Source organism: Shigella sp. FJ200513 (genome assembly GCF_040495915.1).
Lineage (GTDB): Bacteria > Pseudomonadota > Gammaproteobacteria > Enterobacterales > Enterobacteriaceae > ECMA0423.
In genome coordinates, this window is record NZ_JBDYCV010000014.1 from 26,429 (window position 1) to 40,527 (window position 14,099).

General features: G+C 49.7%; 10 protein-coding genes and 5 pseudogenes. 9 read left to right on the top strand and 6 right to left on the bottom strand.

All coding sequences use genetic code 11. The annotated features are described in order from the left end of the window. Positions 1–22: 22 nt before the first annotated feature. The gene (yedD, locus tag ABZJ92_RS05110) at positions 23–436 is read right to left on the bottom strand and encodes a lipoprotein YedD (RefSeq protein ID WP_001392280.1); all 414 of its coding nucleotides are present in this window, start codon (positions 434–436) and stop codon (positions 23–25) included. 186 nt (positions 437–622) lie between these two features. On the opposite strand from yedD, the gene yedE reads away from it, so the two are divergent. The 3 genes and pseudogenes from yedE to ABZJ92_RS05125 all read left to right on the top strand — a co-directional run bounded on the left by yedE (position 623) and on the right by ABZJ92_RS05125 (position 2,835). Next, on the top strand, positions 623–1,828 hold the full coding sequence (yedE, locus tag ABZJ92_RS05115) for a selenium metabolism membrane protein YedE/FdhT (protein WP_000118898.1): 1,206 nt from the start codon (positions 623–625) through the stop codon (positions 1,826–1,828). Beyond that, entirely contained in the window at positions 1,825–2,058 is a 234-nt protein-coding gene (yedF, locus tag ABZJ92_RS05120; protein ID WP_000790504.1) for a sulfurtransferase-like selenium metabolism protein YedF, read from the top strand. The genes yedE and yedF overlap by 4 nt, the downstream gene beginning before the upstream one ends. Positions 2,059–2,164: 106 nt before the next feature. Next, positions 2,165–2,835: pseudogene (locus ABZJ92_RS05125) on the top strand (SOS response-associated peptidase). Positions 2,836–2,874: 39 nt separating this feature from the next. Here the strand turns inward: ABZJ92_RS05125 and ABZJ92_RS05130 are convergent. Continuing rightward, positions 2,875–4,083 (bottom strand): annotated as a pseudogene (locus tag ABZJ92_RS05130) (RNA-guided endonuclease InsQ/TnpB family protein). Between the two features lie 7 nt (positions 4,084–4,090). Between ABZJ92_RS05130 and tnpA the strand changes: the two are divergent. Both tnpA and ompC read left to right on the top strand, forming a co-directional pair. Further along, positions 4,091–4,520, top strand: a pseudogene (gene tnpA / locus ABZJ92_RS05135) (IS200/IS605 family transposase); the annotation flags it as partial. 573 nt (positions 4,521–5,093) lie between these two features. After that, complete coding sequence (ompC, locus tag ABZJ92_RS05140) at positions 5,094–6,176, top strand: porin OmpC (protein ID WP_000737286.1); 1,083 nt, start codon at positions 5,094–5,096, stop codon at positions 6,174–6,176. A 488-nt stretch (positions 6,177–6,664) separates the two neighbouring features. Here the strand turns inward: ompC and ABZJ92_RS05145 are convergent. The 4 genes and pseudogenes from ABZJ92_RS05145 to fliE form a co-directional block, all read right to left on the bottom strand. After that, positions 6,665–7,463 (bottom strand): annotated as a pseudogene (locus tag ABZJ92_RS05145) (helix-turn-helix transcriptional regulator). A gap of 9 nt (positions 7,464–7,472) precedes the next feature. Next, positions 7,473–8,024, bottom strand: coding sequence for a Raf kinase inhibitor-like protein YbcL (ybcL, locus tag ABZJ92_RS05150; RefSeq protein WP_001313946.1), 552 nt, complete (start codon positions 8,022–8,024; stop codon positions 7,473–7,475). Between the two features lie 168 nt (positions 8,025–8,192). Further along, complete coding sequence (gene emrE, locus ABZJ92_RS05155) at positions 8,193–8,525, bottom strand: multidrug efflux SMR transporter EmrE (RefSeq protein WP_001070440.1); 333 nt, start codon at positions 8,523–8,525, stop codon at positions 8,193–8,195. A gap of 344 nt (positions 8,526–8,869) precedes the next feature. Then, entirely contained in the window at positions 8,870–9,184 is a 315-nt protein-coding gene (fliE, locus tag ABZJ92_RS05160; RefSeq protein ID WP_001274301.1) for a flagellar hook-basal body complex protein FliE, read from the bottom strand. A gap of 213 nt (positions 9,185–9,397) precedes the next feature. Between fliE and fliF the strand changes: the two are divergent. The 4 genes and pseudogenes from fliF to fliI all read left to right on the top strand — a co-directional run bounded on the left by fliF (position 9,398) and on the right by fliI (position 14,097). Continuing rightward, positions 9,398–11,057: pseudogene (fliF, locus tag ABZJ92_RS05165) on the top strand (flagellar basal-body MS-ring/collar protein FliF). Further along, positions 11,050–12,045, top strand: a complete 996-nt coding sequence (gene fliG, locus ABZJ92_RS05170; RefSeq protein ID WP_000067956.1) for a flagellar motor switch protein FliG — start codon at positions 11,050–11,052, stop codon at positions 12,043–12,045. Before fliF ends, fliG begins: the two are co-directional and overlap by 8 nt. Further along, positions 12,038–12,724, top strand: coding sequence for a flagellar assembly protein FliH (gene fliH / locus ABZJ92_RS05175; RefSeq protein ID WP_001282677.1), 687 nt, complete (start codon positions 12,038–12,040; stop codon positions 12,722–12,724). Before fliG ends, fliH begins: the two co-directional genes overlap by 8 nt. After that, positions 12,724–14,097, top strand: coding sequence for a flagellar protein export ATPase FliI (gene fliI, locus ABZJ92_RS05180; RefSeq protein WP_000213277.1), 1,374 nt, complete (start codon positions 12,724–12,726; stop codon positions 14,095–14,097). The genes fliH and fliI overlap by 1 nt, the downstream gene beginning before the upstream one ends. Positions 14,098–14,099: the final 2 nt, after the last annotated feature.

Below are 14,099 nucleotides of genomic sequence, written 5' to 3' on the forward strand. Positions count from 1 at the left end.
GCGGCAAGCCGGGGAGATTTCATTACGGCAGTGGCGTCGGTAACGGCGCTTTATCCAGCGCGGCGGCACACTCTGCCGTCGGGCGATCCACACGCTCCATCGTCATACCATCGTACTCAATGGTGTTACCGTCACGCTCAACCTCGTACAGCTCACGTTTTACGGTAACGTTAGTGAGATCATCAGACATCAATGTCAACTTACCCGGCACGGCAATCCCCCGCTGCCACTGACGGCAATCCAAGGTATCGCCCTCTTTAGTGACAATCAGGCTGCCTATCGCTTCCGGACTGACCAGCGCACGTTGCGGCCCTTTGGTCTGCCAGTAGCCCGCCAGCCAGTCCGGCGCGGGGGTTTTCACGACATTGTTATAGTTTTCGACTTCGGCACAGCCCGCCAGCAACATGAGCGCGCCTGCAATTGCGAGTTTTTTCATCATTCGTCCTGCATGAGAAGAAAAGAGGATTGTGGCATTAAAGCTCTGATGTCGCCAGCCTTTCCAGGTTCAGAGAGAAATTTGATCTAACTATTATTTTTGTGAATTATTACCCCGAAAATAAATTTGCATGGTGTATGATTCGCGGCTCTTGTTTCAAACCTTCTGAGTTCAGAGGCTACATTCATGTCATGGCAGCAATTCAAACACGCCTGGTTGATTAAATTCTGGGCACCCATCCCTGCGGTCATCGCGGCGGGTATTCTCTCCACTTACTATTTTGGCATTACTGGCACCTTTTGGGCTGTCACGGGTGAATTTACCCGTTGGGGCGGTCAGCTCCTGCAGCTGTTTGGCGTCCATGCTGAAGAGTGGGGTTATTTTAAAATTATCCATCTGGAAGGATCGCCATTAACCCGGATCGACGGCATGATGATCCTCGGTATGTTTGGCGGCTGCTTTGCTGCTGCGCTGTGGGCCAACAATGTCAAACTACGCATGCCACGCAGCCGTATCCGCATTATGCAGGCCATCATTGGCGGCATTATCGCCGGTTTTGGCGCGCGTCTGGCAATGGGCTGTAACCTGGCGGCGTTCTTTACCGGCATTCCTCAGTTCTCGCTGCATGCCTGGTTCTTTGCCATCGCCACTGCCATTGGTTCATGGTTTGGCGCGCGCTTTACCCTGCTGCCCATCTTCCGTATTCCCGTGAAAATGCAGAAAGTTTCTGCCGCCTCACCGCTGACGCAAAAACCGGATCAGGCGCGGCGTCGTTTTCGTCTCGGGATGCTGGTCTTTTTCGGCATGCTGGGCTGGGCGCTGCTCACGGCGATGAACCAACCAAAACTGGGGCTGGCAATGCTGTTTGGCGTCGGCTTTGGTTTACTGATTGAACGTGCGCAAATCTGCTTTACTTCGGCGTTCCGCGATATGTGGATCACCGGACGTACCCATATGGCGAAAGCAATCATTATCGGTATGGCGGTGAGTGCCATCGGGATCTTCAGTTACGTACAGTTAGGCGTTGAACCTAAAATCATGTGGGCGGGACCAAATGCGGTAATTGGTGGTTTACTTTTTGGTTTTGGCATCGTGCTGGCAGGCGGCTGCGAAACCGGCTGGATGTACCGCGCGGTAGAAGGCCAGGTGCACTACTGGTGGGTCGGTCTGGGCAACGTGATCGGCTCAACGATTCTGGCGTATTACTGGGATGATTTCGCTCCGGCGCTGGCCACCGACTGGGACAAAATCAACCTGCTGAAAACTTTTGGTCCGATGGGAGGCCTGCTGGTGACATATTTGCTGCTGTTTGCTGCGCTGATGTTGATTATCGGCTGGGAAAAACGCTTCTTCCGCCGTGAGGCACCGCAGACTGCTAAGGAGATCGCATGAAAAATATCGTTCCTGATTACCGCCTTGATATGGTGGGTGAACCCTGCCCTTATCCGGCAGTCGCAACCCTTGAGGCGATGCCGCAATTAAAAAAAGGTGAGATCCTGGAAGTGGTGAGCGACTGTCCGCAGTCGATCAATAATATTCCACTGGATGCGCGTAATCACGGCTACACGGTGCTGGATATTCAGCAAGACGGGCCGACCATTCGTTATTTAATTCAGAAGTAATCCCTCATTCCCGCTGTGGCCCACAGCGGGAACATCGTTACCTCTGACACATAGATTTTACCCGCCCCCTCTCCTATTCTTTTCAGTATGATCTCAGGAGGTTGCTATGTGTGGACGCTTTGCCCAATCCCAAACGCGTGAGGATTACCTTGCGCTTCTCGCGGAAGATATTGAACGCGATATTCCCTACGATCCCGAACCCATTGGCAGATACAATGTCGCGCCGGGAACCAAAGTTCTTCTGCTCAGTGAACGTGATGAACACCTTCATCTGGATCCGGTTTTCTGGGGATATGCTCCCGGATGGTGGGATAAACCGCCGCTGATTAACGCCCGCGTAGAAACTGCCTCAACCAGTCGCATGTTTAAACCGCTCTGGCAACATGGTCGGGCAATCTGTTTTGCCGATGGCTGGTTTGAGTGGAAAAAAGAAGGCGACAAAAAAAGCCTTATTTTATCTATCGCGCTGACGGACAACCTGTTTTTATGGCCGCGATAGGTAGCATACCGTTTGAGCGTGGTGACGAAGCCGAAGGATTTTTGATCGTCACTGCGGCGGCAGATCAAGGTCTGGTAGATATTCATGACCGCCGCCCGCTGGTTCTGTCGCCAGAAGCTGCACGGGAATGGATGCGGCAAGACATTGGTGGTAAAGAAGCCTCAGAAATCGCTACCAGAAGCTGTGTGCCAGCAAACCAGTTCACCTGGCACCCTGTGTCGCGCACGGTGGGTAATGTCAAAAACCAGGGCGCGGAGTTAATTCAACCTGTTTGTTGACATCCTCCACGCCCTGAATGACGAGGACCCCTGCTACGTTCAGGCTGTCGCCTGAATCATTTCGGTGGGTTCCTGCTTCAACGAGCGGCCTGACTGCACCATCTCTCCACAGGCAAGAACGGCGTGCCCCGCCGCTAAAATGTTACGAGCTCCATTTACATCGGCGTTCGCTGTATATCCACATACCTGGCATCTGAATTTACTTTGTGACAGGCGATTTTCTTTCGCTGTATGACCACAGCACGCGCAACGCTGGCTTGTGTACGCTGGCGGAACAGCAAGCACCTGACCGCCACGCCAGAGCTGCTTGTACTCAAGCTGGCGGCGCATTTCATACCAGCCCTGATCCAGTATCGAACGGTTTAAACCTGATTTTGCCCGGACATTGCGCCCCGGCTGGCTGACCGTACCCGCTGCTGACTTTGACATGTTGCTGACCTTCAAATCCTCAATGACTATCATTACGTGGTTTTTGCTGACGGTCGTTGTGACTTTGTGAAGGTAGTCCCTGCGGATATTTGCGATACAGGAATGCAGTCGCTGTATTTTGCGTTTCTGCTTCTGCCAGTTGTTGCTGAATTTGACCTTGCGGCTTAACTGTCGCTGAAGTCTCGCCAGCGTCTTCTGGTTTTTCTGAAAACTGTTTACAGGCTCAAAGACTGTGCCATCTGACAGCGAGGCAAGTTTAGCCACGCCAGCATCCAGCCCGACCATTGATGCTGAAGGGTGAACCGGAGTTGATACTTCACTTTCTGCCTGAATACTGATGTACCACTTACCGCAGGACTGGCTGACAGTGACATTTTTCACAACACCCGTGACCTGACGGCTGTTCCGGTAGCGCATCCAGCCAAGTTTTGGCAGAAAAATACGGCTGTTTTCCTGAGCGAGCTTAACGCCCTGCGGATAGCGGAATGCATCATTCTGTCACCGCTTTTTGAATCAGGGGAACGCCGAGCGCTTCTGGAAAAAGTTTTTGCAGGCCTGCTCAGGGTCTTTCAGTGACTGTTGCAATGGCTGTGACGGAGCATCTTTAATCCATTGCGTTTCAGTGGCATTTTTCCACTCAACCAATCAGGAAGCCATTTTCGCGTAAGGGATGTCTTTGTTACCGGCCTTATGATTCTCATTCTGACGTGCCAGAGTACGACTGAAAACGAAACGACATGCGCCTGCGAAGCGCCTCATTTCACGCGCCTGTTGACCACCGGGTCTTAACCGGAATTTGAATACCTGTAGTCGTTTCACAGGGCAAATTATACTTTGGTCTGTGAAAAAAACTGATATCCGACGCGGAAGGCACTGTGTTTTCCTGATGCATGCTCACCGGGTCTTTGTTACCAAGTACCGACGCCAGATTTTTGACCATGACGCGACAGAAAAACTACGCACTTACTTTTCAAATGTATGTGCTTATTTTGAAGCTGAACTGGTTGAAATGGATGGCGAACCAGATCACGTCCATCTGTTAATTAACTATCCCCCCAAACTGGCGATATCCAGTCTGGTAAACAAACAGCCTCAAAGGCGTATCGGGTAGGTTACTGCGACGGGATCGACCAGATATTGCTGCCAGGTATTACCGCAAAGATGTTTTGTGGCGTCCCGGCTATTTTGCCAGTAGCTGCGGAGGTGCGCCAATATCCGTCATCCGCCAATACATTGAACAACAGCAAACACCTGGTCAGATGAAAAAACGAGCCTTATATCCCCGCCCTGAAGGACGGGCTTTTACGGTGCACTGGATAAGCCTGGAGATTATCTACACCTGCATGGACATCATTGTACTATGCCCCGTACATGCTCCATCACATCCTCAACATCAAAGTATTAGAGCCTTGCAAACCATTATGCGTCTCAGTTTGTCTCATCTATCTTACGCAAAAAAAATAGAACTAATATCAAGCGGCGCTATATTGCGTATTAAATAAAACCACCTCAATTACATTAATAAATCTAAATAAATATCATGCAAATAATTTCCATGGTTATTTTTAGGCTATTTAAATTAAAAAAATAAATTATGAGTCAATCATAAATAACAACCTTTAATATAATTTGACTACCAAATTTATATTCGTTCACAAAATAGTCATGCATTGTGTGCAATAGAAACAGTTCAGATAAAAATAGGGATCTACTTCACAATTTAAATGAGAAACTAAAACTTACATCTTGAAATAATCTCATTGATTGGATGAATATTTGTAGTGCAGTGACATCATTTTTAAATAATAGTTCAAATAAAAGGGCTCACGATGAAAAAATTAACAGTGGCAATTTCTGCTGTAGCTGCATCAGTACTGATGGCGATGTCTGCTCAGGCAGCAGAGATTTACAATAAAGACAGTAACAAGCTGGATCTGTACGGAAAAGTTAATGCTAAGCACTACTTCTCTTCTAACGATGCAGATGATGGCGACACAACTTATGTTCGTCTGGGCTTCAAAGGCGAAACTCAAATCAACGATCAACTGACTGGTTTCGGTCAGTGGGAATATGAATTCAAAGGCAACCGTGCTGAATCTCAAGGTTCTTCCAAAGATAAAACCCGTCTTGCCTTCGCTGGCCTGAAATTCGGTGACTACGGCTCCATCGATTATGGCCGTAACTACGGTGTAGCATACGATATCGGTGCATGGACCGACGTTCTGCCAGAATTCGGTGGCGATACCTGGACCCAAACAGATGTGTTCATGACTGGTCGCACCACAGGTGTTGCAACCTATCGTAACAACGACTTCTTTGGTCTGGTTGATGGTCTGAACTTTGCTGCTCAGTATCAGGGTAAAAATGACCGCACTGACGTAACTGAAGCTAACGGTGATGGTTTCGGTTTCTCCACTACTTATGAGTATGAAGGATTCGGTGTAGGTGCAACCTATGCTAAATCTGACCGCACTAATGATCAGGTTATCTACGGTAACAACAGCCTGAATGCATCTGGTCAAAATGCTGAAGTATGGGCAGCTGGTCTGAAATATGATGCGAACAACATCTATCTGGCTACCACCTATTCTGAAACCCAGAACATGACTGTTTTTGGTAATAACCATATTGCCAACAAAGCACAAAACTTCGAAGTAGTTGCACAATATCAGTTCGACTTCGGTCTGCGTCCGTCCGTTGCTTACCTGCAATCTAAAGGAAAAGACTTGGGTGCGTGGGGTGATCAGGACCTGATTGAATATATTGATGTAGGTGCAACCTATTACTTCAACAAAAATATGTCCACTTTTGTTGATTACAAAATCAACCTGATTGATAAGAGCGATTTCACGAAAGCATCTGGCGTTGCTACCGATGATATCGTTGCTGTAGGATTGGTTTACCAGTTCTAATCTGATTACTCAAAGATATGTTGTGGGAGGCTTTGCCTCCCCAACATATAAGTGGCGCTCTCAAGCCACTTTCCTTAGAAGCACTATCTTGCTTCTGACTATATAAATTACCCTTTATTTTCTGGGACGTTTCAACGCCCCATTTTTAATAATACTCAGTGAACAATTAACGTATCAATTAGATTTAATAACAACGATATCCGTACCTAACCTGATATCTAATGTCATAAGCATCCCTTTAATTATCCCCTCAACCTCTTGTAAATTTCCCACTCTTGAGCTCCACATAGCCCAAACGCCGGATGCAAAAAAAATCATACGTGCATCTCTGAAATTGTGATGGAGGAAGTGAGTATCAATTATATGTGCTTATAAACGTTCCCGATTGGCACAGAAGTCACCGGATTGTTCAGGCTCCAATAGGTTGAGTATGTCGTATTTATTTTCCAAAATAAAAATCGATGCTGTTGCTCCTTAATAAAATACTTTTACTCTCTGGACGCTTTTCTTAGCTCTCTTGGTGTTATATTAAAACGATTATGGAACCTTTCAGTAAAACGAGAAGGACACTTGTAACCATTTTCCCTGGCAATCTCGCTGATGGGTTTTACTGTCGTTTGTATAGCAGGACAACGCATTATTTAACCTCACGTCGTCCAATATACTTTGAAAACTTATTCCCTCGCTTGCCAGACGGCGATGCAATGTGGAAACAGAAATGTAGAGATATCTCGCTACCTTGTTTGCTGTCCATTTTGTTCTAGGTTCGGATAGCATTAGGTTATAACAACGACTTATTAATGATTGTTTACTATCTGATAAAAGTAAACAATTAACATGATGTGCTCCTAATGAAAGTAGAACGCCCATTGCTAAGTGTTCCTGAATTTGCGTTGAGAAGCCTCGGGAAATAGATGTTTTTAGTTGCTCCCAACAATATATTAACTCGGGGTTCTGAGGTAAGCAGAAACCTGTCGTGTTACGAATTTGATCAGTTATCGCATAAAATTTTTGAAACTTTTCAATTAGATCAATGGGATAATAAAGCATTTCTGCAAGATAAAGACCTGCTTCTGGATAATTCACAATATAAAATTCATATCCACAGGGAAATAATATTATCTGATTATTATCAACAGTTAGACTATGCGTCTCCCAATTGATAACTTTTTTTCCCTGACGGATACGACATAAAGCTGGCATAAGAGGCTTAACCCTGTGAATCTCATGATGTTTATGCATCCGTATTTCTTCAATCTTTAGGTTAGACTTATCTCTTGCCAGCATACTCTTACCCTATTTTATCTCATAAACTGGTGTTATCTCAGCGGTTGCAATTTTATTGGCATTAAGCATATAACCAACTAACGCTCCGCTGGAATTAGAATCCACAGGAATCTTATCAGTTTTTAGAGCCCATACTTTAAACTGGTAATGATGGGGTTTATCTCCTTTGGGAGGACATGCTCCACCAAATCCTGCATAACCAAAATCATTTCGGCCTTGAACAGCACCAGTCGGAAGTTTTGTACCATCACGTCTTCCTGCATCAGTGGGCAAATATGTTACAGTTGCTGGAATATTAGCAACAGTCCAGTGCCACCATCCACTGCCTGTAGGAGCATCTGGATCATACACAGTTACGGCAAAGCTTTTGGTGCCTTCAGGAGCACCAGACCAGGTTAATGAGGGCGATGTATTACCACCTTCACACCCAAATCCAGAAAATACATGAGACGTTGTAAGTTGCTCTCCTGTTTTTATTTCATTACTAGTGACCTGAAATGCTGCGGCCTGCGCAGAAAATGTTATGAATGCCAATACACTTGAAACGATAAGTTTTTTCATAAAAACCTCATTGTTGTGACCTATCGTTATTTTATTTGATGTGCCTTGATCTCATTATGCATAAAGGCGCAATGATCGCGCAAATGCAATCATAATTATAAAGGTGCCCCGAACATTAGCCATAATATGCACAAATCAGATTCCTGTTATCTCAAGGAGAATTATTTTTTAATGCGGTGCACTTCGTGACAACAAGTTAATGACTAACACACCGGCACAAATCAACATCATGCCTATGATAGCTGGCAGGTCCAGTCGTTGACCAAAAAATCCCCAGGAAAGCAAACTAATCAGAACGATACCGACTCCTGACCAGATAGCATAAGCAATCCCTGTAGGTATATAAGCCAGCGTCTGAGCTAATAACCAGAATGATGCACAATAGCAAATAATTGTGCCAACAGAGGGCCATAACCGTGTAAACCCCTCTGAAAACTTCATTAAGGTTGTACCAATGACCTCTGCAAGTATTGCGCCACCAAGATAAATATAAGGGTTCATAGCATATTCTTTCCTGTTCATACTGGAGAGAATTGTACTACAGTTTGAACACAACTCACCGTTTTCATCCTGGTGTATGTGTATCCAAGGGGCTCTGGCGTGGCAAGAGATAAAGGCAGGAACAATAATGATCAGAAGGAACCCCAGGCTAACGAATGAGTTCACTCTTCCTGGGAGCAAAGCGAAGACAAAACATGTTATCGCGTTTACGGATCGTGGATGGCAGAAAACAACCAGGATCAGGTATCCATTTTAAACCAGAAATTGAGTGAGTTTGCCCCATCCATGCCCCACGCTGTGGGATCGGATATAATTAAACAAGCATAGTCAACAGGTTACACAACCTACACCTGCATGGACATCACTTCCTGATACGCCGCCACCAGCTTATTACGCACCTGAATCCCCATTTGCATAGAAACTGAGGCTTTTTGCATATCGGTCATCACATCGTTTAGCGCCACGCCGGGTTCACCGAGGGTGAATTTTTCTGCCTGCGTGCGGGCGACTGTTTGTGTATCGCTTATGCGATCGAGCGCGGCGTGCAGCTGCCCGGCAAAACTAATGGTCGGTTGCGGCAGTGATTCCTGCGCACGCGCACTCATCGCCGTAGCCTGTAACTGGCTGATAACCCCTTCAATCCCCTGTATCGCTGACATTTTCGTCTCCCGGATAATTTCTGGTAACAAAGCCTACCAGTAAGTCAATAAGACAAAGGCGCTAAATAGCAACAAAAAAACTGGTTTATTGGCGGATAGAAAAAACGAAAGCACAAATAATGGGAGCGTCAATTTTTCGAGTGTGCTGACCCGAGAGTGAGTCTTGTTCCACTTTGCCAATAACGCCGTCCATAATCAGCCACGAAGTGCGCGATGAATGCGACTGCAGCCCAGACAAAATCTCTTGAGTGGCTTAATCGCCTGCGTGCGAATCCGAAAATTCCATTGATTGTTACCGGTTCCGCGGCAGTGGCGGTCATGGTCGCACTGATCCTGTGGGCGAAAGCCCCCGACTACCGCACATTATTCAGCAATCTTTCCGATCAGGATGGTGGCGCAATTGTCAGCCAACTGACGCAAATGAATATTCCTTACCGCTTCAGCGAAGCCAGCGGCGCTATTGAGGTTCCGGCAGATAAAGTTCACGAACTGCGCCTGGCGCAACAAGGTTTGCCCAAAGGCGGCGCGGTCGGTTTCGAACTGCTCGATCAGGAAAAGTTTGGTATCAGCCAGTTCAGCGAACAGGTGAATTATCAGCGGGCGCTGGAAGGCGAGCTTTCTCGTACCATCGAAACTATCGGCCCGGTAAAAGGGGCGCGCGTACATCTGGCAATGCCGAAACCGTCTTTATTCGTCCGTGAACAAAAATCCCCTTCTGCATCGGTGACGGTAAATCTGTTACCCGGCCGCGCACTCGATGAAGGGCAAATTAGCGCTATTGTACATCTGGTTTCCAGCGCGGTTGCTGGTCTGCCGCCTGGAAACGTCACGCTGGTGGATCAGGGCGGGCATCTGTTAACCCAGTCCAATACCAGCGGGCGCGATCTTAATGACGCTCAGTTGAAATATGCCAGCGATGTCGAAGGCCGTATTCAGCAGCGTATTGAAGCGATCCTGTCACCTATTGTTGGTAACGGTAATATTCACGCCTAGGTCACGGCGCAACTGGACTTCGCCAGTAAAGAACAAACGGAAGAACAGTATCGCCCTAACGGTGATGAATCTCATGCGGCGCTTCGTTCACGCCAGCTTAATGAGAGCGAGCAAAGCGGTTCCGGTTATCCGGGCGGCGTACCGGGGGCGTTGTCGAATCAACCGGCACCTGCGAATAACGCGCCAATCAGCACGCCTCCGACAAATCAAAATAACCGCCAGCAGCAGGCGAGCACCACCAGCAATAGTGGGCCGCGTAGCACACAGCGGAATGAAACCAGTAACTACGAAGTCGATCGCACCATTCGTCATACCAAAATGAACGTGGGCGATGTGCAACGTCTGTCAGTCGCGGTAGTGGTGAATTACAAAACCTTGCCAGACGGTAAACCATTGCCTCTCAGCAACGAACAGATGAAGCAAATTGAAGCTCTGACCCGCGAGGCGATGGGCTTTTCTGAAAAACGCGGTGATTCGCTCAATGTTGTTAACTCGCCGTTCAATAGCAGTGACGAAAGCGGCGGAGCACTGCCGTTTTGGCAACAGCAAGTGTTTATCGATCAGTTGCTGGCTGCCGGTCGCTGGTTGCTGGTTGCTGGTACTGCTGGTGGCGTGGTTGCTGTGGCGGAAAGCGGTACGCCCGCAGCTAACACGTCGCGCCGAGGCGGTGAAGACTGTGCAGCAACAGGCGCAGGCCCGCGAGGAAGTGGAAGATGCGGTGGAAGTCCGTCTGAGCAAAGACGAACAACTCCAACAACGGCGCGCTAACCAACGACTGGGGGCAGAAGTCATGAGCCAGCGTATCCGTGAAATGTCTGATAACGATCCGCGCGTGGTGGCGCTGGTCATTCGCCAGTGGATAAATAACGATCATGAGTAACCTGACAGGCACCGATAAAAGCGTCATCCTGCTGATGACCATTGGCGAAGACCGGGCGGCAGAGGTGTTCAAGCACCTCTCCCAGCGCGAAGTGCAAACCCTGAGCGCTGCAATGGCGAACGTCACGCAGATCTCCAACAAGCAGCTAACCGATGTGCTGGCGGAGTTTGAGCAAGAAGCTGAACAGTTTGCTGCACTGAATATCAACGCCAACGATTATCTGCGTTCGGTATTGGTCAAAGCTCTGGGTGAAGAACGTGCCGCCAGCCTGCTGGAAGATATTCTCGAAACCCGCGATACCGCCAGCGGTATTGAAACGCTCAACTTTATGGAGCCGCAGAGCGCCGCCGATCTGATTCGCGATGAGCATCCGCAAATTATCGCCACCATTCTGGTGCATCTGAGGCGCGCCCAGGCCGCCGATATTCTGGCGTTGTTCGATGAACGTCTGCGCCACGACGTGATGTTGCGTATCGCCACCTTTGGCGGCGTGCAGCCAGCCGCGCTGGCCGAACTGACCGAAGTACTGAATGGCTTGCTCGACGGTCAGAATCTCAAGCGCAGCAAAATGGGCGGCGTGAGAACGGCAGCCGAAATTATCAACCTGATGAAAACGCAGCAGGAAGAAGCCGTTATTACCGCCGTGCGTGAATTCGACGGCGAGCTGGCGCAGAAAATCATCGACGAGATGTTCCTGTTCGAGAATCTGGTGGATGTCGATGATCGCAGCATTCAGCGTCTGTTGCAGGAAGTGGATTCCGAATCGCTGCTGATCGCGCTGAAAGGGGCCGAGCAGCCACTGCGCGAGAAATTCCTGCGCAATATGTCGCAGCGTGCCGCCGATATTCTGCGCGACGATCTCGCCAAGCGTGGTCCGGTGCGTCTGTCGCAGGTCGAAAACGAACAGAAAGCGATTCTGCTGATTGTGCGCCGTCTTGCCGAAACTGGCGAGATGGTGATTGGCAGCGGCGAGGATACCTATGTCTGATAATCTGCCGTGGAAAACCTGGACGCCGGACGATCTCGCGCCACCACCGGCAGAGTTTGTGCCAATGGTCGAGTCGGAAGAAACCATTATTGAAGAGGCCGAACCCAGCCTTGAGCAGCAACTGGCGCAACTGCAAATGCAGGCCCACGAGCAGGGTTATCAGGCGGGGATTGCCGAAGGTCGCCAGCAAGGTCACGAACAGGGCTATCAGGAAGGACTGGCCCAGGGGCTGGAACAAGGTCTGGCAGAGGCGAAGGCTCAACAAGCGCCAATTCATGCCCGGATGCAGCAACTGGTCAGCGAATTTCAAACTACCCTTGATGCGCTTGATAGTGTGATAGCTTCGCGCCTGATGCAGATGGCGCTGGAGGCAGCACGTCAGGTGATCGGTCAGACACCAACGGTGGATAACTCGGCACTGATCAAACAGATCCAACAGTTGTTGCAGCAAGAACCGTTATTCAGCGGGAAACCACAGCTGCGCGTACACCCGGATGATCTGCAACGTGTGGATGATATGCTCGGCGCAACTTTAAGTTTGCATGGCTGGCGCTTGCGGGGCGATCCCACCCTCCACCCTGGCGGATGTAAAGTCTCCGCCGATGAAGGCGATCTCGACGCCAGTGTCGCCACTCGCTGGCAAGAACTCTGCCGTCTGGCAGCACCAGGAGTGGTGTAATGACCACGCGCCTGACTCGCTGGCTAACCACGCTGGATAACTTTGAAGCCAAAATGGCGCAGTTGCCTGCGGTACGTCGCTACGGGCGATTAACCCGCGCTACCGGGCTGGTGCTGGAAGCCACCGGATTACAATTGCCGCTCGGCGCAACCTGTGTCATTGAGCGCCAGAACGGCAGCGAAACGCACGAAGTAGAAAGCGAAGTCGTTGGCTTTAACGGTCAACGGCTGTTTTTAATGCCGCTGGAGGAAGTGGAAGGTGTCCTGCCCGGCGCGCGTGTATATGCCAAAAACATTTCGGCAGAAGGGCTGCAAAGCGGCAAGCAGTTGCCGCTCGGTCCGGCGTTATTAGGTCGTGTTCTGGACGGTAGCGGTAAACCGCTCGATGGCCTGCCCTTCCCCGATACGACGGAAACCGGTGCGCTGATTACCCCGCCATTTAACCCGTTGCAACGTACACCGATTGAACATGTGCTGGACACCGGCGTGCGCCCAATCAATGCCCTGCTTACCGTCGGACGCGGGCAGCGTATGGGGCTGTTTGCCGGGTCGGGCGTTGGTAAAAGTGTGCTGCTGGGGATGATGGCACGCTACACCCGCGCCGATGTCATTGTCGTGGGTTTGATTGGTGAACGTGGGCGCGAAGTAAAAGATTTTATTGAGAATATCCTCGGTGCCGAAGGACGTGCACGCTCAGTGGTGATTGCCGCTCCGGCGGATGTTTCTCCGCTCCTGCGAATGCAAGGTGCCGCCTATGCCACGCGCATTGCCGAAGATTTTCGCGATCGTGGTCAGCATGTGTTGCTGATTATGGACTCCCTCACCCGCTACGCGATGGCCCAGCGTGAAATTGCGCTGGCGATTGGCGAACCACCTGCCACTAAAGGTTATCCACCGTCGGTGTTTGCCAAATTACCGGCACTGGTCGAGCGTGCCGGTAATGGCATTAGCGGCGGCGGCTCGATTACCGCGTTTTATACCGTGCTCACCGAAGGCGATGACCAGCAGGACCCCATTGCTGACTCCGCGCGGGCAATCCTCGACGGTCACATTGTGCTGTCTCGCCGACTGGCGGAAGCCGGGCACTATCCGGCTATCGATATTGAAGCGTCGATCAGTCGCGCAATGACGGCGTTGATCAGTGAGCAACATTACGCGCGAGTGCGCACCTTCAAACAGCTGTTGTCGAGTTTTCAGCGTAACCGCGATCTGGTTAGCGTCGGCGCGTATGCCAAAGGCAGCGATCCGATGCTCGATAAAGCCATCGCCCTGTGGCCGCAGCTGGAGGGCTATTTGCAACAAGGCATTTTTGAACGCGCGGACTGGGAAGCGTCTCTCCAGGGGCTGGAGCGTATTTTCCCGACAGTGTCATAACC